This window comes from Jatrophihabitans sp., assembly GCF_036388195.1.
Classification (GTDB): Bacteria; Actinomycetota; Actinomycetes; order Mycobacteriales; family Jatrophihabitantaceae; genus Jatrophihabitans_A.
The window spans coordinates 1-21,064 of record NZ_DASVSG010000046.1; the positions used below are offsets into that span (position 1 = coordinate 1).

A 21,064-nucleotide genomic window follows, 5' to 3' on the forward strand; every position below is an offset into this window, starting at 1 on the left:
GCTCGACGCCGGGCACGAGGCGACGGTCAACGTCAGCGGCAACGGCCTGCTGGCGCTGCTCGAGCACCCCGACCAGCTGCGGCGGCTGCGCGAGGACCCCGGCCTGCTGCCGACGGCGGTCGAGGAGCTGATGCGCTTCGACTCGCCGCTGCAGCTGTTCGAGCGCACCGCGATCACCGACACCCGGATCGGGGAGGTCACCGTCCGGGCGGGGGAGAAGATCGCGGCCCTGCTGGGGTCGGCCAACCGGGATCCGGCGGTGTTCGAGGACCCCGACCGCCTGGACGTCGGGCGGCCGGACAACCCCCACCTGGGCTTCGGCGCCGGCATCCACTTCTGCGTCGGCGCGCCGCTGGCCCGGGTGGAGCTGCAGACCTCGTTGCGTACGTTGCTGCGCCGCTTTCCGGGGCTGCGGCCCGCGACCGAGGACCTGCGGGGGCTGCGCCGGCGGGAGTTCGTGATCCGGGGCGTCTCGTCGCTGCCGGTGCTGCTCGCCTGACGGGTTCTCCACAATACTGAATACCGCTAGCGGTATTCGGTGGTACCGTGAGCGGTATGAAGACCAGCTTCGACATCTCCGAGCCACTGCTGCGTGAGGTCAAGCAGCTGGCCAAGCAGCGCGGCACCACTACGAAGAGCCTGGTCGAGCAGGCACTGGTCAAGCTGCTGGCCGAGGCCCAGGCTGAGGCGACGACGAGCTTCACCCTGCGCGATGTCAGCTATGGGACCGGCGGCATTACGGCGGAGTTCGCACATGCCGGCTGGGAACGGATCCGAGACGAGATCTATCCGGTGCCGGAACCGTTCCGCTCCCAACTCCGATGATCGCCGTCGACACCAACATCTTGGTGTATGCCCACCGTCCGGACAGCCCCTTCCATTCTCAGGCCGCCGCGGCTGTCCGCGCCCTTGCCGAGGGAAGCACGACCTGGGCCTTGCCGTGGCCGTGCCTGCAGGAGTTCTACGGTGTGGTGACGCATCCCCGGATCTATCCCACCCCCACCCCGCCGGCCATCGCGCTCGACCAGATCGCCGCGTGGACCGAGTCGCCTACGGTGCGGTTGCTCGCCGAGTCGCCGCTGCATCTGCACACGCTCAGCCGGCTGCTCAGTCCGGCGGGGTTGATCGGGGCCGCGGTGCATGACGCCGAGATCGCCGCGATCTGCTTGGACCACGGGGTGCGCGCGCTGCTGACGATGGACCGCGACTTCAGCCGGTTCCCGGCCCTCACCACCCGCAGCCTGCTTGCGTGAGAGGCTTCTGTCCATGCCAGCCAGCCCTGCCGAACCCTTCGATGCCGTCAGCGTGATCTGCGCCAAACGCGACCGCCGGCGGATTCCGGACGCCGAGATCGACTGGGTGATCGACGCCTACACCCGCGGTGTGGTGGCCGACGAGCAGATGGCGGCGCTGGCCATGGCGATCCTGCTCAACGGCATGGAGCCCGACGAGCTGGCCCGCTGGACCCAGGCCATGATCGCCTCGGGCGAGCGGCTGGACCTGTCGGCGGTACGCCGGCCGACCACCGACAAGCACTCCACCGGCGGGGTCGGCGACAAGATCACCCTGCCGCTGGCGCCGCTGGTGGCGGCGCTGGGCGCCGCGGTGCCCCAGCTGTCCGGACGCGGGCTGGGGCACACCGGCGGCACCCTGGACAAGCTGGAGTCCATTCCTGGCTGGCGGGCGAACCTGTCCAACGCGGAGTTCCTCGCGCAGCTGGACTCGGTCGGCGCGGTGGTCTGCGCAGCGGGGGATGAGCTCGCGCCGGCGGACCGCAAGCTCTACGCGCTGCGCGACGTCACCGGCACCGTCGAGGCGATCCCCCTGATCGCGAGCTCCATCATGAGCAAGAAGATCGCCGAGGGGTCCGCAGCGCTGGTGCTCGATGTCAAGGTCGGCACCGGAGCGTTCATGAAGAACCGGCAGGACGCCCGGGCCCTCGCCGAGACGATGGTGGCGCTGGGCACCGCGGCCGGCACCCATACCGTGGCCCTGCTCACCGACATGAACACGCCGCTCGGGCTCACCGCCGGCAACGCCCTGGAGGTGCGGGAGGCGGTGGAGGTGCTGGCCGGCGGCGGGCCGCCCGACGTGGTGGAGTTGACGGTCGCGCTGGCCGTGGAGATGCTGGCCGGCGCGGGCATCACCGGGGTCGATCCGGGCGAGGCCCTTGCCGACGGTCGTGCCATGGACGTCTGGCGGGCGATGATCGCCGCACAGGGCGGAGATCCGGATGCCGATCTGCCCGGGGCCGCCGAGAAACACGTGCTGAGCGCCCCCGCCTCCGGAGTGCTGACCCGGCTGGATGCCTACGCGGTCGGGGTCGCGGCGTGGCGGCTCGGCGCCGGCCGGGCGCGCAAGGAGGATCCGGTGTCGGCCGGGGCCGGCGTGGTGCTGCGGGCCAAGCCCGGCGACCAGGTCCGGGCCGGGCAGCCGCTGCTGGAGCTGCACGCCGATGACCCGGCCCGGTTCGAGCGTGCGCTGCAGGCCCTGGACGGCGGCTTCGACATCGGCGCCGGCTCCGGCTTCGCCGCGGAGCCGCTGGTGATCGAGCGTGTCAGCGCCTGAGCCACCCCAGCCGCTTGAGCCGCCTGAGCTGCCCGAGCTGCCCGAGCCGCCTGAGCCGCCTGAGCCGCCTGAGTTCGCGATCCCTCAGCAGGCCCGCCGGCTGACCGTGCCGGCGGCCCGGCTGCCGAAATGGCTCGACGGCTTCGCCGACCGGCACGGCAGCCTGCAGACCCGGCTGCTGCCGGACGAGAGCTCTCCCGAGCAGGTGGTGATCAGCGCCGCCGACGGATCAAGGGTATGGCTCGAGGTGCCGTTCCGGCCCTGGCAGCCGACCGTGTCCCGTCCGCTGACCTCCCTGCAGCTGCATCTGAGCCAGCCGCGCCGGATCGGCGTGCTGCTGGTGCGCCGGGGCGGGTACGCGGCCGGGGTGTTCGACGGCGCCGAGCTGGTGTCGTCCAAGGTCGGTTCGGGTTACGTCCAGGGCACTACCAAGGCCGGTGGCTGGTCACAGCAGCGCTTCGCCCGGCGCCGGGCGAACCAGGCACGCCACGCTTTCGCCGAAGCGGCCGAGGTGGCCGTCCGGATCCTGCTGCCGGAGGCCGGCCGGCTTGCCGCGCTGATCTGCGGCGGCGACAAGGCCGCGGTCGAGGCCGCGCTGTCCGAGCCCCGGCTGGCGCCGCTGCTGCCGTTGCGCACCCCGCCGTTCCTGACCGTGCCCGACCCGCGGCTGAAGGTCCTGCAGGCGACCCCGGAACAGTTCCTCTCGGTCCGGATCGCCATTTTCCCCTGAGCCCGGCTGCCGAAAGCCCGGCTGCCGGGTCAGCGAGCCGGTGACCGATTCAGCTCCGACCGTCGGGCCGCCAGGAAGCCACCGCCCGGCAGCACCGACTCGGCCAGCACCACCAGCAGCGTCCGGGCGCTCCAACGCAGCTGGTAGGTCACCACCAGTGCCAGCAGCACGTAGGCCACGAACAGCGCTCCGTGGATCGGGCCCAGCACGTGCACGCCGATCGGGGCGTCCGCGGTGTGCTTCACGATCGTCGCGACGATCAGCAGCAGCCAGGACGTCGCCTCGGCAATCGCCACCGCCCGGAACGCCTGGATCGTCAAGGCGGACCCGGCCCGGCCTGGTGCGGTAGGCGTGACTGGAGTTCCTCGGATGGGCATGCGCCCAGCGTAGGGCGGGCATGGGGCATCATGAGGCGGTGGCCCAGCGTGGCGTGATCAGGCACCAGGGCAGGCTGCTGTCCTATCAGGATTTCGGTCCCGTCGACGCGCCGGTGGTGCTGCTGATCCATGGCATGGTCTCCGACAGCACCACCTGGAACCGCGCTGCCGCGCAGCTCGCCGACCTCGGCCACCGGGTGCTGGCGCCGGACCTGCTGGGGCATGGTGACTCCGACAAGCCCGCGGACGGCTATGAGCTCCCCGACTTCGCCGACAGCCTGGCGGCGTTGCTGACCGAACTCGGCGCGCGGCAGGCGACCGTGGTGGGGCACTCCTTCGGCGGCGCGGTGGCGATGCAGCTGGCCTTTGACCATCCGGAGCTGGTGCGAAGGCTGGTGCTGGTCTCAGCAGGCGGCCTGGGACGCCGGGTGCATCCGCTGCTGCGGGCGGCCACGCTGCCCGGCGCGCACAGCCTGGTGCGGTTCGTGGTCAATCACCGCACCGCGGCCCTCTACCGCCGGCCACGGCTGCACCGCTCGCTGCGGCTCAGCCCGGACGTGGTCGCCAACCTCGGCCGGGTCGGCCGGGGACTCGCCTCGCCACCGGCCCGGACGGCGTTCTTCCAGACCTTGAAGATGGCGATCGACCCGTTCGGGCAACGCGGTTCGCTGCTGGAGCTGGACCATGTCCAGCTCGACCTGCCCACCCTGATCATCTGGTCCGAGCGTGACCCGGTGGTGCCGGTGACGCACGCGCATGAGACCCACGCCCACCTGCGCAACAGCACGCTGGAGATCTTTCCCGGCTCCACCCACCAACCGCATCATCACTCGGCACACCGGTTCGTGCAGGTGCTGTCGGACTTCATCGCCGCCAGCTGACACCCCGATCAGCCAGCTGACACCCCGATCAGCCAGCTGGCACCCGATCAGCCAGCTGGCACCCCGATCAGCCGCAGACCCACATCAGCCCTTGGCCTCCGACCAGCGCGCGATCACGCTGACGTCGGCGACGAAGCGCACCGATCCGTCCGGCGCCCACCCGGCCGCGGCCTCCTGCAGGCAGTCGGTCACCAACTGCCGCACCGCGGGCCCGTGCTCGGCCGGCGCGTGCACCAGCAACTCGTCGTGCAGGCAGAGCACCACCCGTGCCTGCCATGGCAGTCCGCGGGCCCGCACGGTCACCGCCCATGCCTTGAACAGCTCGGCCGCGGCGCCCTGCACCACGGCGTTGCGCGCGTACCGGCCGCGGCTTGCGATGGCGGAGCGTTCCTGCTCGGCGTCCAGGCCGGGCGGGATGGGCCACATCCGCACCAACCGGCCGCCGTAGGTGCGCACCGACCGGCCCGCGCGCCCGGCGTCATGGGCATCCCGCAGGTAGCGCATGGCCACCGGGTAGGCCGACTCCATGCCTTGCAGCGCCTGGCCGGCCGTGCCGGAGGTCTGGCCGTACATCGCCGCCAGCATCGCGACCTTGGCGGTCGGGCGCTCGACGCCGAGCTGGCTGGCCACCGGGGCGTAGAGGTCATCGTCCTGGGTGGCCTTGGCCAGCGACCGGTCCCCGGAGACCGCGGCGAGCACCCGCGGCTCGATCTGGCCGAGATCGGCCCGGACGAACACGTGGCCGGCCGCCGCCGCCACCGCGGGCCGCAGGTCCGCGGGCAGGTTGTGCAGGCCGGCCTGGGCGGTCATCCGCCCGGCGGCGCCGTCCGAACCGCTCCAGGCGCCACGCAACCGGGCGTCCGGGCCGACGTTGCGGGCCAGCCAGTCGTAGCCGTAGGTGGTCGCGATCCGTTCGGCCTTGCGCCAGGCCAGCAGCGCCTCCACCACCGGGTGCGCCCCGAGGAACCGTTCCAGCCGCCAGGACCGGGTGTCCGGCACGTCGATGCCTACCCTGGCCAGCATGGCGCGGACCTGGGCCGGGTTGCGCAGGTCGATCCCGTCCGGATCGGGCAGCAGCCGCAGCACCGCGCTGTCGCGGCGTTCGCGCACCAGGGCAGCGTCCACGGCATCGCGGGGCCGCGGACCGGCGAACGAGGCGATGATCTCCTCAGCGCGGTCCAGGTCGAGCGGCAGGCCGTCCACCGCCAGCTCGGCGCACAGCAGCTCGGCGGCCGACTCCGAGCGCGCGGTGGCGAGCACGTTCCCGGCGGCAGGTGCCGCGTCCAGCCGCTGGCGTTGCAGCTCGCTGGCCCGCAGCGCGGTCTGTGCCCACCGGGCCAGCCGCGCCGGGTCGCGCGCCCAGCCGCCGCTGGCCCATTCCGGACGCAAGTGCTGATCGGGCCGCACCGGCTCCTCCGGGTCGGTGCCCTCGTCCCCGGCATCGCCGAACAGGTCGAGCTGCCCGGTGCCCGGGGTCGAGGCCGGGTCCAGATCGTGCAGGGCAGCCCAGATCAGCGCCGGCTCGCTGTGCCAGCCGCCGAAGATCAGCCGGTGCACGGCGACCAGATCCCAGCAGGTCGCCACCCGCACGCCGGCCCGGGTGAGCTCGATCGGCGTCTGCTGGGACCACCACACCCAGCGGGGACGAAACTCCTCCTCGAGCCGGGCAACCGTGGCGGCAGGCTCGCCGGTTGCCAGCCCCCACCGGCCGCCGGCCGGCTCGGCGATGCCCAGACCGCGCCCGGGCGCCAGGGCCAGCGCGAGAAAGCCGCCCCGGGCCAGGCCTCGCCGGCGCAGCTCGGCCAGCAGCCCGTCGGTGGTGTCGGGCTGGTGTGGCACCTGCCCATCCTGTCAAAGCGGGCCGCCGCCCGGTCGCCGCCCGCGCCCGAGAACGCCAGTAGGTTGGATCCTGAGAAGAGGTCGAACCGCCGGAAGGGCAGCCGCGTCATGACGATCAACGGCCAGCGATGGGATCTGGAACACCGCACCCAGCGGGCCTCGGTGGTCCAGCGGGGTGGCGCGCTGCAGAGCTACTCGGTGGACGGCGTGGACATCGTCGACGGGTTCGCAGACGACGAGCGGCCCCCGGCCTTCAACGGCGCCGTGCTGGCCCCGTGGCCCAACCGGATCCGCGACGGCCGGTGGAGCCGGAACGGGCGGCAGCATCAGCTGCCGGTCACCGAACCGGGCACCGGCGCGGCGCTGCACGGCCTGGTCAGCGACGTGCTGTGGCAGCTCGACGCCGTCAGCGCGGACGCGGTCACGCTGGGCGTGCCGATCGGGCCCAGCGCCGGTTACCCCTTCCAGCTGCGGGTCACGGTGACCTGGTCGCTGTCGGCCGACGGTCTCCGGTGCCAGCTCGGCGCGCTGAACACCGGCAGCGAGCCGGCCCCGTTCGGGGTGGCGACCCATCCGTTCTTCAGGCTGCCGGATGCCCGGGTGGACGACATCGAGCTGCTGTTGCCGGCCGGCCAGTGGCTGGAGACCGACTCGAGCCTGCTGCCGGTGGCGCTGCGCCCGACCGCTGGCTCGGAGCTGGACTTCACCAGGCCCCGGGCGCTGGGTGGGCTCCGGTTGGACACCGCCTTCACAGCGGTCACCCCGGACTTCGCGGGGATCAGCGAGGCGGTGCTGTCCAGCCGCGGGTCCGCCGTGGCCATCTGGGCAGAGCCGGACTTCACCTGGTGGCAGGTCTACACCTCCGACTACTTCGAGCCCGATTCCGAGCGCTTCCGGCGCAGCCTCGCGGTCGAGGCGATGACGTGTGCGCCGGATGCGTTCAACTCCGGCGCCGACCTGATCATGCTGGAGCCGGGAGCGCCGTGGTCTGCCAGCTGGGGTGTCCGCCCGCAGCTCGGCTGAGAAGCCCGCAGCTCGGCCGAGGAAGCCCGAGACAGCCCCAGCCGACTCAGGAATTCCCGCCCGCCCACGCTGCGTCGAGGTGCAGTCACTGCCCGCAATCCTGGTAGTTGGGCCCGGCCGCATGCTGGCATAGCGTGGAGCACCTGCCGCCGCTCACGCGGCGTGAAGGAGGTCTGACATGACGAACCGGCTGGCTAGCGCGACTAGCCCCTACCTGGCCCAGCATGCCGACAACCCGGTGGACTGGTGGCCCTGGTGCGAGGAGGCCTTCGCCGAAGCGCGCCGCCGCAACGTCCCGGTGCTGCTGAGTGTCGGCTACTCCGCCTGCCACTGGTGCCATGTGATGGCGCACGAGTCCTTCGAGGACAAGGAGGTGGCGGCGGCGCTCAACGACCGGTTCGTGTCGATCAAGGTCGACCGCGAGGAGCGGCCGGACATCGACGCCATCTACATGGCCGCCACCGCCGCGATGACCGGGCACGGCGGCTGGCCGATGACCTGCCTGCTGACCCCGTCCGGTGAGCCGTTCTTCTGCGGAACCTACTTCCCCAGGGAGGGCTTCCTGCGGCTGCTGGACGCGGTCACCCAGGCCTGGACGGACCGGCAGGACGAGGTGCTGGCCACCAGCGGTCGGATCGTGCAGGCGCTGCAGACGGCGCTGGCCTCCGGTGAGCCGCGCGGCCTGGCCCCGGCCGACCTGCAGGAGGCCGCCGCCCGGCTGGGACAGCACTACGACCGGGTCCACGGAGGGTACGGGTCCGCGCCGAAGTTCCCGCCGTCCATGGTGCTGGAGTTCCTGCTGCGCCACCACGCCCGCACCGGCGCTCCGGAGGCGCTGGAGCAGGTCCGGGGGACGTGCGAGGCGATGGCCCGGGGCGGCATCTACGACCAGCTGGCCGGCGGCTTCGCCCGCTACTCCGTCGACGCCGAATGGGTCGTGCCGCACTTTGAGAAGATGCTCTACGACAACGCACAGCTGCTGCGGGTCTATCTGCACCTGTGGCGGGCCACCCGGTCACCGCTGGCTGAACGGGTCGCGCACGAGACCGCGCGGTTCCTGCTGCGCGATCTGGGCACCGAGGAGGGCGTGTTCGCCTCCGCGCTGGACGCCGACACCGAAGGCGTCGAGGGCCTGACCTACGCGTGGACGCCGCAGCAGCTGACCGAGGTGCTCGGCGAGGCCGATGGCGCCGCGGCGGCCGGACTGCTCGGCGTCACCGCACAGGGCACCTTCGAGCTGGGCAGCTCGACGCTGCAGCTGCGTTCGGACCCCCGCGACCGCAGATGGTGGGCCGGAGTCCGGGACAGGCTGCTCGCCGCCCGCAACGACCGTCCGCAACCGGCTCGCGACGACAAGGCGATCACCGCCTGGAACGGCCTCGCGATCGCGGCGCTCGCCGAGGCCGGCGTGCTGCTGGAGCAGCCGGACTACCTTGCCGCTGCCCAGCGCTGCGCCGATTTCCTGCTCGACCGGCATCTGGTCGACGGCCGGTTGCGCCGCTCGTCGCTGGCGGGGTCGGTCAGCGACGCGATGGGGGTGGCCGAGGACTACGGCGACCTCGCCGAGGGGTTGCTGGCGCTGCACCAGGCCACCGCGCAACCGCGCTGGCTGGAGGCGGCCGGGCGCCTGCTGGAGGTGGCGTTGACCCGATTCGCCGACGACGCGGGCGGCTTCTTCGACACCGCTGATGACGCCGAGACCCTGTTCAGCCGGCCGCGCGACGCCTCGGACAACGCCTCGCCGTCCGGCCAGTCGGCGTTGGCCGGCGCCCTGCTCAGCTATGCGGCGCTGACCGGCTCGACCCGGCATCGGGAGGCTGCCGATGCGGCGCTGGCTGCGGCTGGCGAGCTCGCCGTGCGGGAGCCCCGGTTCGCCGGCTGGACCCTGGCGGTCGCCGAGGCAGCCTGGGCCGGGCCCTTGCAGGTGGCGATCGTGGGATCGGGCCCGGCGGCCCACGGCTTGCTGACGGCGGCCCGCAACAGCACCTCACCGGGGCTGGTGCTGGCGTTCGGCCAGCCCGACGCGCCGGGCCTGCCGCTGCTCGCCAACCGCCCGCTGGTGGCGGGGGAGCCCGCCGCCTACGTCTGCCGGGGCTTCGTCTGCGAGCGTCCGGCCGGCACGGTGGCCGAGTTGCTGGCGGCACTCGACCGGGGGAACCAACCCAACGCCTAGCCTGAACCCATGATGAGGACGCAGCCACCCGGCTTCCGCTGGCTGGTCGGCGGCTTCGCGCTGGTCGCAGCGGTGGCGTTCGGAGCGCACTACCGCTCAACCGGCGACCGGGCTGATCTGCTGCTCGGCGGGCTCTGCCTGGTGACGGCCTGCTACTGGCTCATCTTCGACCGCGAGCCGGGTGCTGAGGATCCCGCCGGCGACGGGTCTGATGGCGGCTCCTTGCCCGGTGACGACATGGCCGGTGGGCTGGGTCCCGTCGAGGAATCCGGGCCCGATCATCGCCGGGACGGCGGATAACCGCCGCTACGAGCCAACGATGTCCCCAGCCGGCAGGCCGCACGGCCTAAAGAATGCGCGGCTGGGACGGATCACCTCGCTGGCAATGTCATGACAATTCGGATCTTGAAAACGGACAGGATCTTTGAAACCGGCAGGATCTGAATCGGACAGTTCTGGAAATCGGACAGGGTCTGAAAACCGGACAATTGTCTGGCGACAAAAGATGCTCCGCAGGTACCGGCAGTCCCGTACCGGTACCTGCGGAGCATCCCTGCCTCGCGCTTTACTGCATTCCCCCGCGCTGGTACTTCTTCCCCGTTGCGGTACCGCTTTCCCCTTGCGGTACTGCCCTTCCTTGCTGGTACTGCGTCCCCCTTGCTGGCACTGCTCTTCTTGCTGGTACTGCGTCCCCGTTGGTGCTGCTTTCCCCTAGCTGGTACTGCATCCCCGCGGTGCTTGCGTTCCCCCCAAGTACCGCTCATTTCCCCGTGCAACTAGTATGAGTAACTAACCTAGACCACACAAGATGCAATTAAGTCACTACTCAATTACAGAGCGTGGCAATAGCACCGTCACAGGGCCGTCTCAGTAATGGCGCACAGTTCCGTGGCCCGGGTGGGGGCATCCCGTCTGGCACCGGAAGCCGGGAAGGTAGATGCCCGGGAGCCACCAGGACGGCGAAGGGCATGCCCACCAGCAAGGCATGCCCGCCCCCACCGCCTGCCGCCACCGCGTGGCTGCCTCGAGATACCTGACTCGTGCGGCCTGCGGGTCTAAGGTGGCAATTTGTGAATGTCCGTAGTGGCCTCTATTCGCTCTACGAGCGCCGGCTGCTCAGATCGCTGGCCGGACGCCCCGTTCCCCGGCACGTAGCGGTGATGCTCGACGGCAACCGGCGGTGGGCCCGAGCCGCCGGGCTGGACGACATCAACGACGGCCACCTGGCGGGCGCCAGCCACATCGACCACCTGCTCGCCTGGTGCGCCGAGGCCGGCGTCCAGCACGTCACCCTCTGGCTGCTGTCGACCGACAACCTGCACCGCGATCCCGCCGAGGTCGGACCGCTGCTGCGCATCATCGCCAACGTCGCCGAGGAGCTGTCGGCGGCCGACCAGCCCTGGCAGCTCAACGTCGTGGGCGCCCTGGACACCCTGCCCGCCGGCACCGCCGAGGCGCTGAAGACCGCCGCCGAACGGTCGACCGGCAAGACCGGCATGACGGTCAACCTGGCGGTCGGCTACGGCGGCCGGCGCGAGATCGCCGACGCGGTGCGCTCGCTGCTGCAGTCCCAGGCCCAGGCCGGCACCTCCATCGAGGAGCTGGCAGAGATCATCGACGTCGAGCACATCGCCGAGCACCTCTACACCAAGGGCCAGCCCGACCCCGATCTGGTGATCAGAACCTCGGGGGAGCAGCGGCTGTCGGGCTTTCTGCTGTGGCAGTCGGCGCATTCGGAGTTCTACTTCTGCGACGCGCTCTGGCCGGATTTCCGCAAGACCGACTTCCTGCGCGCGCTGCGGGACTTCTCCGAACGGCAGCGCCGCTTCGGCAGCTGACCTGCCTGGCCGGGATAGTCGCCGGCTACGGCGTGGCGCTGGGTCGGCGCGCTCCGGCCGCCGTAGCGTCCGTGACAGGCGGCTCGACCTACCAGGCCGGTCGCTCGGGAGGTCCCTTGACAGTGGCGAAATGCCAGTGGGGGACGGCATCGCCCCCGTACCATGGGGGATGACCGGAACCCTCGACAGCGGCAGGCGCTGGTGCCACGCCTGCCCACGGTGTCGGTCACGTGACGATGCCGCAGCGCCCAGGAGCCCCATGTGACCCACCCTCGCGCCACCTCCACTCGCGTCACCTCCACAGAAGCTGCCGAACCGGCCGTGAAGACCTTCGTCCTGGACACCTCGGTGCTGCTGTCGGATCCAGGGGCGCTGGCCCGCTTCGGTGAGCACGAGGTCGTCCTGCCGTTGGTGGTGATCGGCGAGCTGGAGGGCAAGCGCCACCATCCCGAGCTGGGCTGGTTCGCCCGGGAGACCCTGCGCGCGCTGGATGACCTGCGGATCAAGCACGGCCGCCTCGATGCGCCGGTGCCGGTCGGTGAGGACGGCGGCACCCTGCATGTCGAGCTGAACCACTCCGACCTTGCCCTGTTGCCGGCCGGGTTCCGGGTGGAGAGCAACGACTCCCGGATCCTGGCGGTGGCGCTGAACCTCGCCAACGAGGGCCGCGATGTGGTGCTGGTGTCCAAGGACATGCCGCTGCGGGTCAAGGCGGCCGCCGTGGGTTTGCGCTCCGACGAGTTCCGGGTGCATCCGGGCATCGATTCGGGCTGGACCGGGATGACCGAGATCGAGGTGTCCACCGCCGTCATCGACTCGCTGTACCACGCCGACCGGGTAGAGGCCGCCGAGACCGAAGAGCTGCTGAAGGTGGCCGAGTTGCCGTGCCACACCGGTCTGGTGCTGCACTCGGCCCGTGGCTCGGCGCTGGCCCGGCTGATGCCCGACAAGCAGGTGAAGCTGGTACGCGGTGACCGCGAGGCCTTCGGGCTGCGGGGCCGCTCGGCCGAGCAGCGGATCGCGCTGGACCTGCTGCTGGACCCCGAGGTGGGCATCGTCTCGCTCGGCGGACGGGCCGGCACCGGCAAGTCGGCGCTGGCGCTGTGCGCCGGCCTCGACGCGGTGATGGAGCGACGGGCGCACAAGAAGGTGGTGGTGTTCCGGCCGCTGTATGCCGTCGGCGGCCAGGATCTGGGCTACCTGCCCGGCAGCGAGAACGAGAAGATGGCCCCGTGGGCGCAGGCGGTGTTCGACACCTTGGGCGCGCTGGTCAGCAAGGACGTGATGGAGGAGGTGATGGACCGGGGCATGGTCGAGGTGCTGCCGCTGACCCACATCCGCGGCCGGTCCCTGCACGACTCCTTCGTGATCGTCGACGAGGCGCAGTCCCTGGAGCGCAACGTGCTGCTGACGGTGCTGTCCCGGATCGGCTCGGGCTCGCGGGTGGTGCTCACCCACGACGTCGCCCAGCGCGACAACCTGCGGGTCGGCCGGCACGACGGGGTGGCGGCGGTGATCGAGGCGCTGCGCGGGCACCCGCTGTTCGCCCACGTCACGCTCACCCGGTCCGAGCGGTCACCGATCGCCGCCCTGGTCACCGAGCTGCTCGAGGACGTCAGCCTGTAGCGCTCCGGAATCAGCCGAGCGGCTCGCGGGCCCGGTCGGCGATGTCGCCGAGCGCGGGCAGGCCGTCGATCGACTGCGCGTTCGTGGTCTCGGGATAGGCACGGTAGGCCGCCGCGCCCTTCTTCTCCTGCCGCAGGTCCAGCACCGTCCGGTCGGCGACGAAGTCCATCAGCGGCACCGCGTAGCCGCAGGAGTCACTCACCCGGTCCAGGTCCACCATCACGATGGCGCGCTGGGCGGTGACCCGCTGCTTGGGAAAGGCCGCTCGCAGCGAGGCGAACTCCGCGTCCTGGGAAAGCACCACCCGCCCCGTGCCGTAGAGCCGGACGATGGTGGGACGGCCCTCGAAGGCGGCGAACATCAAGGTGATCCGGCCGTTCTCCCGCAGGTGAGCGATGGTCTCCGAGCCGGAGCCGTAGTAGTCGAGGTAGCCGACCCGGAGCGGATCGAAGACCACGAAGGTGCCGGCCATGCCCTTGGGCGAGACGTTGACATGACCGTCGCCACTGAGCGGCGCGGTGCCCACGAAGAAGACCGGCTGGCGGGTCAGCCAGGCCGCCAGCGTGCTGTCGATGCCGTCGTAGACATGCATCCCGGCCTCCTGGCAGAGCGGTTGCGGTTCAGTCCTACTGGCCGGCGGGGCGGGTCATCGACAGCACGTCGAGCACCTCGTCGAGCTTGTCCTCGGTGATCGCCCCGGACTCGACATGCCCGCGCTCGATCACGACCTCGCGGATGGTCTTGCGCTCGGCCAGGGACTGCTTGGCGATCTTGGCCGCCTCGTCGTAGCCGACGTAGTGGTTCAGCGGCGTGACGATCGAGGGGGAGGACTCGGCGTACTCGCGGCAGCGCTCGACATTGGCCTCGATGCCGGCCACGCACCGGTCCGCGAAGACCCTGCTCACATTGGCGATCAGCCTGATCGACTCGAGGACGTTGCGCGCCATCACCGGCAGCATCACGTTCAGCTCGAAGTTGCCGGAGGCGCCCGCCCAGGCGACCGTGGCGTCGTTGCCGATCACCCGCGCGCACACCATGAGCACCGCCTCAGGGACGACCGGGTTGACCTTGCCGGGCATGATCGACGAGCCCGGCTGCAGGTCGGGCAGGAACAGCTCGGTGAGCCCGGTACGCGGACCGGAACCCATCCACCGGATGTCGTTGCTCACCTTGTTCAGGCCGACCGCGACGGTGCGCAGCACACCGGACAGCTCCACCAGGCTGTCCCGGGCGCCCTGGGCCTCGAAGTGGTTGCGGGCCTCGGTCAGCGGCAGCCCGGTCTCGGCTGCGATCAGGGCGATCACCTCGGCGGCGAACCCGGCGGGGGCGTTGATGCCGGTGCCCACCGCGGTGCCGCCGAGCGGCAACTCGGCCACCCGGGGCAGGCAGTCCTGCGCCCGTTCGATGCCGTAGCGGACCTGGGCGGCGTAGCCGGCGAACTCCTGGCCGAGGGTGACCGGGGTGGCGTCCATCAGGTGGGTGCGGCCGGACTTCACCACGGTGGCGAACTCGGCGGCCTTGGCTTCCAGCGCCGTCGCCAGCTGCTCCAGCGCCGGGATCAGGTCAGAGACCACCGCCTTGGTGGCGGCGACGTGGATCGCCGACGGGAACTGGTCGTTGGACGACAGCGGATCGTTGACGTCGTCATTGGGATGCACCGGAACCGGGCCGGCCGCGCTCAACTTCTCAGAGGCCAGCGAGGCCAGCACCTCGTTGGCGTTCATGTTGGAGGAGGTGCCGGAGCCGGTCTGGAAGACATCGATCGGGAACTGGTCGTCCCATTCGCCCCGGGCGACCTCGGCCGCGGCCGCGGCGATGGCCTCGGCCTTGGCTGGGTCGAGCAGGCCCCGCTTGGCCCGGATCCGTGCGCCGGCGCCCTTGATCAGGGCCAGCCCCGCAATCAGCTCCCGCTCGATCGGCTGTCCCGAGATCGGGAAGTTCTCCACCGCGCGCTGGGTCTGCGCCCGCCATCTGGCCTGGGCCGGGACCCGGACCTCGCCCATCGAATCCTTCTCGATCCGGTAGGAACCGTCCGCGCCCTGCTCGCTCGCGGCATGGCCGGCGGCTGCGGGCTGCGGGCTCGAGGACGGGATGGACTGCTCAGACATCGGCCGATGCTCCCCTGCGTGTCGGCGTCGCTGCCGTGACAGCAACTCTTGCGCAGAGCCTAGCCAGCGAGGCCGGCCGCAGGGTGGCTGCTGTGGCCGGGCTAACGCTGTGGCCGGGCCAACGTCCTCGTCGGCGGTTACTGCTCGCTGGGTGGCTGGCGCCAGCCCGGGCCGCTGGCCTGCCCCCCGCCCTGCCCGGGCTGTTCCCAACCCTGCTGAGCCTGCGGGTGGCCGCCGGCCGGCTGGGGCGGCATGCCTTGACCGGGTGCCCCCAGGCCGGGTTGCCCCTGACCGGGCACTCCTTGGCCCGGTTGGCCCTGGCTCGGTTGACCCTGGCCCGGCATGCCCTGGCCCGGCATGCCCTGGCTCGGTTGACCCTGGCCCGGTTGACCCTGGCCCGGTTGGCCCTGGCCCGGTTGGCCCTGGCCCGGTTGGCCCGGTCCTGCGGAACCGGCCGGTTGGCCATAGCCGAGCTGCAGGGCCGTCTGCTTGGCGGCCTCGGTCACCGGGACGGCCACCACGGCGGTGGCATAGGCGCAGATCTCACTCCAGTTGTTGCCGAGCTCGGTGGTGTCGAAGCGCATGGCGACCAGGGCGTTGCCGCCGCGGGCCTGGGCCTCGGCGAAGAGCCGGGTCATCGCCTCGTTGCGGCTCTGCAGGACGTTGCGGGTCATGCCCTGCAGCTCGCCGCCGACCAGTGACTTGAAGCCGGCTCCCATCTGGGAGAAGGCGTTGCGCGAGCGCACGGTCACCCCGAAGACCTCGCCGCAGACACGCTGGATCTCCCAGCCCGGAATGTCGTTCATGGTGACGCAGAGCATGATGGCTTCTCCTGAGGTGGGCCGATGCCGACGAAGACGCGATGGACAGCTGCCGCCTAATTGCGGTCGAAGTCGACCGAGGCGTACGCGCGGAGCTTGGACAGTTGGTGCTGGGACTCGACCACCCGGATCGTGCCGGACTTCGAGCGCATCACGATGGACGAGGTGGCCACCGAGCCACGGTGGTAGCGCACGCCCGGGAGCAGCTCGCCGTCGGTGATGCCGGTCGCGCAGAAGAAGACGTCCTCGCCCGCCACCAGATCCGTGGTGGTGAGCACCCGGGAGAGGTCGTGTCCGGCGTCCTGGGCCTTCTCGCGCTCCTCCGGGCTCTGCGGCCACAGCCGGCCCTGGATCGTGCCGCCCATGCACTTCAGCGCCGCCGCGGCGATGATGCCCTCCGGGGTGCCGCCGATGCCCAGCAGCAGGTCCACGCCGGTGCCGGCCCGGGCCGCCATGATGGCGCCGGCCACGTCGCCGTCGGAGATGAACTTGATCCGGGCGCCGGCCGCGCGGACGGCTGCCACCAGGTCGGCGTGCCGGGGCCGGTCCAGGATCACCACCGTGACGTCCTCGGGCTTGCCGCCCTTGGCCTTGGCGACCTGGGCGATGTTCTCCTTCACCGGCGCGGTGATGTCGATGACGTCGGCGGCCTCCGGGCCGGTGACGATCTTCTCCATGTAGAACACCGCGGACGGGTCGAACATCGAGCCGCGCTCGGCCACCGCGATCACCGCGATCGCGTTCGGCATCCCCTTGGCCATCAGGGTCGTTCCGTCGATCGGGTCCACCGCGACGTCACACACCGGGCCGGTGCCGTCGCCCACCCGCACGCCGTTGTAGAGCATCGGGGCATGGTCCTTCTCGCCCTCGCCGATGACGACCACGCCGTCCATCGAGACTGTGCCGATCAGGGTGCGCATCGCGTCGACCGCCGCGCCGTCGCCACCGTTCTTGTCGCCCCGGCCTACCCACCGAGCGGCGGCCATCGCGGCCGCCTCGGTCACCCGGACCAGCTCCAGCGCCAGGTTGCGGTCCGGCGCCTGGCGGCTGACAGCCAGCTCCGGGGGGACCAGGCCCGTCGAGTCGACCCGGTGCTCGGACGGTGCGGGGTCAGTCATGCGGCTGGCCTTTCTCGACGTCATCTTCCGGTGTGGGCTCGTGGGCAAGACCTTAGCCTCGGCGCTGACCGGCCGCCTAGCTGACCGGCCGGGCCGGTCAGGGCAGTGGCTCGGACCCCTGGTTGGCGGCGCCCGGCGGCTACCGGTGACCATGGAGGGGTGACCCGCCCGCTGAACCCGGCCGATCGGCAACGGCTGCGCACCCCCGCGAACCTGTGGCGGGCGTTGCTGCCGCTGCTGGCGGTCGTCGGAGTGGTGGTCCTGCTGAACCGGCCGAGCGACCGCGCTTCGGAGGGGGTGCACGTCATCGACCCAGCCCCGGCGATCGCGGCGGCCCAGCGGCAGGCCGGGTTCGCAGTGCTGACGCCGAGCGGGCTGGGCGATGGCTGGCGGCCCACGTCGACGGAGCTGGTTCCGGCCGGCCCGTCCGCGCCCGCGAGCTTCCGGATCGGATATGTCAGCCCGGCCGGCAAGTATGCCGAGCTGCTCCAGAGCGCTGACGCGCCGGACGCGGTGGCCGCCCGCTACGGCCCGCTGGTGGCCGAGGGCGCAGCATCGATCGGTGGCGCCAGCTGGCAGCAGTACGACACCACATCCGGACGGCGGTTGCTGCGGCACACCTTCGGCAAGGTGACCGTGATCGTCACCGGCAGCGCGTCCCAGCCCGAGCTGGAGGAGCTGGCCGGCTCGGTGGGCTGACCGCAAGAGTCGGAGTTGCTCAGGGCCACGCTGCACGGTATTTCCACCCGGTGTCTCCGGCCGCAGGCCTACTCCTCCGGTGCGGTCACCGTGTTGGCGGACGACTTCAACGGTGCGGTCACCGTGGGCTCTCAGCGGCTACGGGCCCAGCGCGGACGGGGTTGCGGCATGACTGCGCAGAGCGCCCGGCCGTTAGGCCAGTCGTTGTGTGAGCAGCCATTCCGAGCCGGAAGAACAGCAGGTAGGGTGGATCAACAGCCCCCGCTGTGACCGCAATCACCTTAGCTCGCATGCCCTCGACCCCGGGTAGAAGCAGGAGCCAATCCGTGCGCCGTAAGCGTATAGCCCTCATACAACAAGGCGTATGGGCAATGCCCCTGGAATCGATGCCACTGGCCATCGGCTACCTGAAGGCTGCCATCGATGCTGATGAGATATTGAAAGACGAGTGCGAGACGATCATTGTCAATTTTCGGGGAGCGACTTCGGTAGGCAGCGCCATTGCCGCCGTGTTCGCCACCGCCGTCCCCGATGTTCTGGCCATCTCGGTATTCGGCTGGAACTTCCGCGAGGCCATGGTGCTGTCTGAGACGTTCAAGCAGCTCAACCCTGCGGGGCTGGTGGTGCTCGGCGGAACTCACGTCGCGAATCAGGGCGAACGGGTCTTCCGGCTCTGCCCGGAGGTCGATGTCGTCGTCAACGGCGAGGGCGAGCTGACCTTGCCCGAGGTGCTGCGCGCCTGGCTGGCCGGTGAGTTCCCGGAGCCCGGCGGCCACGCGATCGCCGGGATCTCCTTCCGGCAATCCGATGGCGCCATGGTGACTACAAAAACCCGCCCCGGCGTCCTAGACCTGTCGACGATCGTCTCGCCTTTCCTGACCGGCGCGATTCCCATGACGGACGAGGCCGGCAAGTTCCGCTATGACGTGGCAATCATGGAGACCAATCGCGGCTGTCCCTATCACTGCGCCTTTTGTTATTGGGGCGGCGCGATCGGCCAGAAATTCCGTAACTTTCCGCGTGAGCGGCTCATGGCTGAATTGGAGATATTCGCTCACTACAAGGTGCACAGCATCATTCTCTGCGATTCGAATTTCGGCATGCAGGCCGCGGACGAGCAATTTCTCGAAGACGTCATCAAGCTGCGTGAGCGGACCGGGTATCCACGGTCGATCGAGACGTCCTGGACGAAGAACAAGTCCGCCACGTTCTACCGCATCGTGCAGCAGATGAAGGCGGCCGGGCTGCACACCTCGTTCACGATCGCATTGCAGACGTTGGACGACGCTGCGCTGCGGGGGATGAACCGCCGCAACATGAAGTTGAACGACTGGCAGACCCTGGCGCGCTGGCTGGCAGCGGAGGGGCTGGACACCTATGCCGAGATCCTCTGGGGCGCGCCGGGGGAGACCGCGGAGTCCTTCCTGCACGGCTATGACGAGCTGTCGCTGCACGTGCCGCGGATCGCGGCCTATCCGCTGATGCTGCTGCCCAACACCGAGTACTCGGACAAGCGGCAGGAGTTCGGGCTGGTCACGACCAGGGGACAGTCCGACGACTTCGAATACGTGCTCGCCTCGAACACGATGACCTTCGAGGAGAACCTCGCCATGCAGGGCTTCCTGCTGTGGGCCCGGGCCTGCGCGGAGAACTCGTTCTTCCGCTATATCTGGCGTCCGCTGCGCGCCTACGCCGGGCTCACCCAGTCCCAGGTGCTGACCAGCCTGGCCCGCTGGTTCGACGCCTGTGGCGACCCGGCGGCACGCGCGCTGAAGTCGCCGACCACCATTCTCGAGCCGGCCACGGTGAACGCGGCCGTCCGCGCGCTGCTGCTGGACCCCCAGGTTCGCGGGCTGCTGTCGCAGTGGTGGGTCGAGCAGATCCGCCCGCTGATCCAGCCGGAGCACCTGTCGCTCCTGGACGAGGTGTTCCGGTTCGACATGATGACGCTGCCCCTGATCGCCTCCCACGTCGATCCCGGCGACATCGCAGAGGAGGACGGGGTTCTGGTCCACCGCAGGAGCGAGCCGTTCGACCTCGACGTCCCGGCGCTGGTGACGGCGCTGCGCGCCGAGCCCCCGGTCGAGCTGCCGGCGCCGGCTCCGACCATGTTCGAGCTGTCGTGGTGGCTGGGGCTGGAGGCCCATATCGACAGCCATGAGGTGTCCTTGCAGTACATGGGCCGCATCGAGCGCTCGGACCAGCTGGAGGCCGCGCGGCCGGTCGGCTGACCCTCACCCGCCGGCCTTTCTCGGCGTCGGCCTCGTGCGGTGGTCAGCCGAGCTCGGGCGGTGGCGAGACGTCAGCCTGCCTCGTCGGTAGCCGCGATGGCGGCATCGAGGCGGGTCCGGGCGCCGTCCAGCCAGCGCTGGCAGATGCCGGCGAGCTCCTCGCCGCGCTGCCACAGCGACAGGGACTCCTCCAACGGCTGCCCGCCGCTCTCCAGCGCCTGCACGATGTCGCGCAACTCCGCGCGAGCCGCCTCATAGCTGATCTCGGGTTCGGGGTTCTCGCTCATCGCAGGCAAGGTTAGCCGCCGCCGGCGACGTTGACCGAGAACTCACCGTCGGCCACCCGAACCTGCAGCAGCTCCTCCGGCGAGGTCTGGCTGACGGCTCGCACCAGCTCACCCTCGGAGTTCCAGACCACGGCGTACCCGCGGTTGAGCACCGCCTGCGGCGACAGGCTGATCACCCTGGCCAGCAGCTGGCCGATGTCGGCCTCGGCAAGCTGCAGCAGGCCGGCCAGCGTGCTGCGGTTACGGTGCACCGCCCGCTCGCACTCCTGCTCGCCGGCCGAGATCAGCCTGCCGACCCCCTGCCGCAGCCGTTGCGGAAGGCCCGCCATCAGCTGGTCCTCGGTGTCCAGCCGGCGGTGCACGCTGGCGCGCAGCCGGGCCCGCGCGTCGGCGAGCTGGCTCAGCTCGGCCTGCAGGTCGGGGACGATCCGCTTCGCCGCATCCGTCGGGGTGGACACCGCCAGGTCGGCGACCAGGTCCAGCAGCGGCTGGTCGGTCTCATGGCCGATGGCGCTCACCACCGGGGTGCGCAGCTGCGACACCGCGCGCAGCAAGCCCTCGTTGGAGAACGGCAGCAGGTCCTCGACGCTGCCACCGCCGCGGGCGATCACGATCAGGTCCACGTCGGGGCGGGCGTCCAGCCTGCGCAGCGCGGCGATGATCTCGGTGACCGCGGTGCTGCCCTGGGTGGCGGTGTTCTCGATCGCGAACACCGCGCCCGGCAACCGGCGCAGGGTGTTCTCCA

The 21,064-nt window shown here is 70.8% G+C and carries 20 protein-coding genes and 1 pseudogene; 13 read left to right on the forward strand and 8 right to left on the reverse strand.

What is annotated here, in order from left to right:
- The 5 genes from VF612_RS04240 to VF612_RS04260 form a co-directional block, all read left to right on the forward strand.
- The coding region (locus VF612_RS04240) for a cytochrome P450 (RefSeq protein WP_408658607.1) at positions 1-499 on the forward strand (499 nt) is incomplete at its 5' end.
- Positions 500-555: 56 nt separating this feature from the next.
- On the forward strand, positions 556-825 hold the full coding sequence (locus VF612_RS04245; RefSeq protein ID WP_408658608.1) for a DUF2191 domain-containing protein: 270 nt from the start codon (positions 556-558) through the stop codon (positions 823-825).
- The gene (locus VF612_RS04250) at positions 822-1,253 is read left to right on the forward strand and encodes a TA system VapC family ribonuclease toxin (protein ID WP_408658609.1); all 432 of its coding nucleotides are present in this window, start codon (positions 822-824) and stop codon (positions 1,251-1,253) included. The genes VF612_RS04245 and VF612_RS04250 overlap by 4 nt, the downstream gene beginning before the upstream one ends.
- A gap of 13 nt (positions 1,254-1,266) precedes the next feature.
- The gene (locus VF612_RS04255) at positions 1,267-2,568 is read left to right on the forward strand and encodes a thymidine phosphorylase (RefSeq protein ID WP_408658610.1); all 1,302 of its coding nucleotides are present in this window, start codon (positions 1,267-1,269) and stop codon (positions 2,566-2,568) included.
- Positions 2,555-3,298: an acVLRF1 family peptidyl-tRNA hydrolase gene (locus tag VF612_RS04260; protein ID WP_408658611.1), complete on the forward strand. Its 744-nt coding sequence runs from the start codon at positions 2,555-2,557 to the stop codon at positions 3,296-3,298. Before VF612_RS04255 ends, VF612_RS04260 begins: the two co-directional genes overlap by 14 nt.
- 29 nt (positions 3,299-3,327) lie before the next feature.
- Here VF612_RS04260 and VF612_RS04265 read toward each other — a convergent pair whose 3' ends face one another.
- Positions 3,328-3,675 (reverse strand): DUF3817 domain-containing protein, encoded by a 348-nt coding sequence (locus VF612_RS04265; RefSeq protein WP_408658612.1) that lies wholly within the window; start codon positions 3,673-3,675, stop codon positions 3,328-3,330.
- Between the two features lie 20 nt (positions 3,676-3,695).
- On the opposite strand from VF612_RS04265, the gene VF612_RS04270 reads away from it, so the two are divergent.
- Positions 3,696-4,556 (forward strand): alpha/beta fold hydrolase, encoded by an 861-nt coding sequence (locus VF612_RS04270; protein ID WP_408658613.1) that lies wholly within the window; start codon positions 3,696-3,698, stop codon positions 4,554-4,556.
- 84 nt (positions 4,557-4,640) lie between these two features.
- Here the strand turns inward: VF612_RS04270 and VF612_RS04275 are convergent, their stop codons facing one another.
- Positions 4,641-6,395, reverse strand: coding sequence for a DNA polymerase (locus VF612_RS04275; RefSeq protein ID WP_408658614.1), 1,755 nt, complete (start codon positions 6,393-6,395; stop codon positions 4,641-4,643).
- A gap of 108 nt (positions 6,396-6,503) precedes the next feature.
- Between VF612_RS04275 and VF612_RS04280 the strand changes: the two genes are divergently transcribed.
- The 5 genes from VF612_RS04280 to VF612_RS04300 all read left to right on the forward strand — a co-directional run bounded on the left by VF612_RS04280 (position 6,504) and on the right by VF612_RS04300 (position 13,055).
- On the forward strand, positions 6,504-7,418 hold the full coding sequence (locus VF612_RS04280) for an aldose 1-epimerase family protein (protein WP_408658615.1): 915 nt from the start codon (positions 6,504-6,506) through the stop codon (positions 7,416-7,418).
- 178 nt (positions 7,419-7,596) lie between these two features.
- On the forward strand, positions 7,597-9,591 hold the full coding sequence (locus tag VF612_RS04285; RefSeq protein WP_408658616.1) for a thioredoxin domain-containing protein: 1,995 nt from the start codon (positions 7,597-7,599) through the stop codon (positions 9,589-9,591).
- 9 nt (positions 9,592-9,600) lie between these two features.
- A complete protein-coding gene (locus VF612_RS04290) occupies positions 9,601-9,891 on the forward strand; it encodes a hypothetical protein (protein ID WP_408658617.1) in 291 nt (96 codons plus the stop codon).
- A 770-nt stretch (positions 9,892-10,661) separates the two neighbouring features.
- Positions 10,662-11,429 (forward strand): isoprenyl transferase, encoded by a 768-nt coding sequence (locus VF612_RS04295; RefSeq protein WP_408658618.1) that lies wholly within the window; start codon positions 10,662-10,664, stop codon positions 11,427-11,429.
- Between the two features lie 321 nt (positions 11,430-11,750).
- Positions 11,751-13,055, forward strand: coding sequence for a PhoH family protein (locus VF612_RS04300; protein WP_408658619.1), 1,305 nt, complete (start codon positions 11,751-11,753; stop codon positions 13,053-13,055).
- 10 nt (positions 13,056-13,065) lie between these two features.
- On the opposite strand, the gene VF612_RS04305 is transcribed toward VF612_RS04300, so the two are convergent.
- The 4 genes and pseudogenes from VF612_RS04305 to glpX all read right to left on the reverse strand — a co-directional run bounded on the left by VF612_RS04305 (position 13,066) and on the right by glpX (position 17,102).
- A complete protein-coding gene (locus VF612_RS04305) occupies positions 13,066-13,647 on the reverse strand; it encodes a pyridoxamine 5'-phosphate oxidase family protein (RefSeq protein WP_408658620.1) in 582 nt (193 codons plus the stop codon).
- A 34-nt stretch (positions 13,648-13,681) separates the two neighbouring features.
- A complete protein-coding gene (locus tag VF612_RS04310) occupies positions 13,682-15,163 on the reverse strand; it encodes a class II fumarate hydratase (protein WP_408658621.1) in 1,482 nt (493 codons plus the stop codon).
- Between the two features lie 422 nt (positions 15,164-15,585).
- A pseudogene (locus tag VF612_RS04315) lies at positions 15,586-15,984 on the reverse strand (YbjQ family protein); the annotation flags it as partial.
- Positions 15,985-16,040: 56 nt separating this feature from the next.
- The gene (gene glpX / locus VF612_RS04320; RefSeq protein WP_408658622.1) at positions 16,041-17,102 is read right to left on the reverse strand and encodes a class II fructose-bisphosphatase; all 1,062 of its coding nucleotides are present in this window, start codon (positions 17,100-17,102) and stop codon (positions 16,041-16,043) included.
- 159 nt (positions 17,103-17,261) lie between these two features.
- Between glpX and VF612_RS04325 the strand changes: the two genes are divergently transcribed.
- Positions 17,262-17,801 carry a DUF4245 domain-containing protein gene (locus VF612_RS04325; protein ID WP_408658623.1) on the forward strand — a complete coding sequence of 180 codons (540 nt, stop codon included), beginning with the start codon at positions 17,262-17,264 and terminating at the stop codon, positions 17,799-17,801.
- A 290-nt stretch (positions 17,802-18,091) separates the two neighbouring features.
- On the forward strand, positions 18,092-20,032 hold the full coding sequence (locus VF612_RS04330; protein WP_408658624.1) for a KedN5 family methylcobalamin-dependent radical SAM C-methyltransferase: 1,941 nt from the start codon (positions 18,092-18,094) through the stop codon (positions 20,030-20,032).
- Positions 20,033-20,103: 71 nt separating this feature from the next.
- Here VF612_RS04330 and VF612_RS04335 read toward each other — a convergent pair whose 3' ends face one another.
- Together VF612_RS04335 and xseA are read right to left on the reverse strand one after the other, a co-directional pair.
- The gene (locus VF612_RS04335) at positions 20,104-20,319 is read right to left on the reverse strand and encodes an exodeoxyribonuclease VII small subunit (protein ID WP_408658625.1); all 216 of its coding nucleotides are present in this window, start codon (positions 20,317-20,319) and stop codon (positions 20,104-20,106) included.
- Between the two features lie 11 nt (positions 20,320-20,330).
- On the reverse strand, positions 20,331-21,064 hold a 734-nt coding region (xseA, locus tag VF612_RS04340), incomplete at its 5' end, for an exodeoxyribonuclease VII large subunit (RefSeq protein WP_408658626.1).

Bases quoted from the DNA above. Each gene is read 5' to 3' on its own strand.
- VF612_RS04245 (WP_408658608.1), top strand. From the start codon at position 556: ATGAAGACCAGCTTCGACATCTCCGAGCCACTGCTGCGTGAGGTCAAG.
- VF612_RS04305 (WP_408658620.1), bottom strand. From the start codon at position 13,647: ATGCATGTCTACGACGGCATCGACAGCACGCTGGCGGCCTGGCTGACC.
- VF612_RS04250 (WP_408658609.1), top strand. From the start codon at position 822: ATGATCGCCGTCGACACCAACATCTTGGTGTATGCCCACCGTCCGGAC.
- VF612_RS04265 (WP_408658612.1), bottom strand. From the start codon at position 3,675: ATGCCCATCCGAGGAACTCCAGTCACGCCTACCGCACCAGGCCGGGCC.
- VF612_RS04280 (WP_408658615.1), top strand. From the start codon at position 6,504: ATGACGATCAACGGCCAGCGATGGGATCTGGAACACCGCACCCAGCGG.
- VF612_RS04335 (WP_408658625.1), bottom strand. From the start codon at position 20,319: ATGAGCGAGAACCCCGAACCCGAGATCAGCTATGAGGCGGCTCGCGCG.
- VF612_RS04255 (WP_408658610.1), top strand. From the start codon at position 1,267: ATGCCAGCCAGCCCTGCCGAACCCTTCGATGCCGTCAGCGTGATCTGC.
- VF612_RS04290 (WP_408658617.1), top strand. From the start codon at position 9,601: ATGATGAGGACGCAGCCACCCGGCTTCCGCTGGCTGGTCGGCGGCTTC.
- glpX (WP_408658622.1), bottom strand. From the start codon at position 17,102: ATGACTGACCCCGCACCGTCCGAGCACCGGGTCGACTCGACGGGCCTG.
- VF612_RS04285 (WP_408658616.1), top strand. From the start codon at position 7,597: ATGACGAACCGGCTGGCTAGCGCGACTAGCCCCTACCTGGCCCAGCAT.
- VF612_RS04310 (WP_408658621.1), bottom strand. From the start codon at position 15,163: ATGTCTGAGCAGTCCATCCCGTCCTCGAGCCCGCAGCCCGCAGCCGCC.
- VF612_RS04270 (WP_408658613.1), top strand. From the start codon at position 3,696: ATGGGGCATCATGAGGCGGTGGCCCAGCGTGGCGTGATCAGGCACCAG.
- VF612_RS04330 (WP_408658624.1), top strand. From the start codon at position 18,092: ATGCCCTCGACCCCGGGTAGAAGCAGGAGCCAATCCGTGCGCCGTAAG.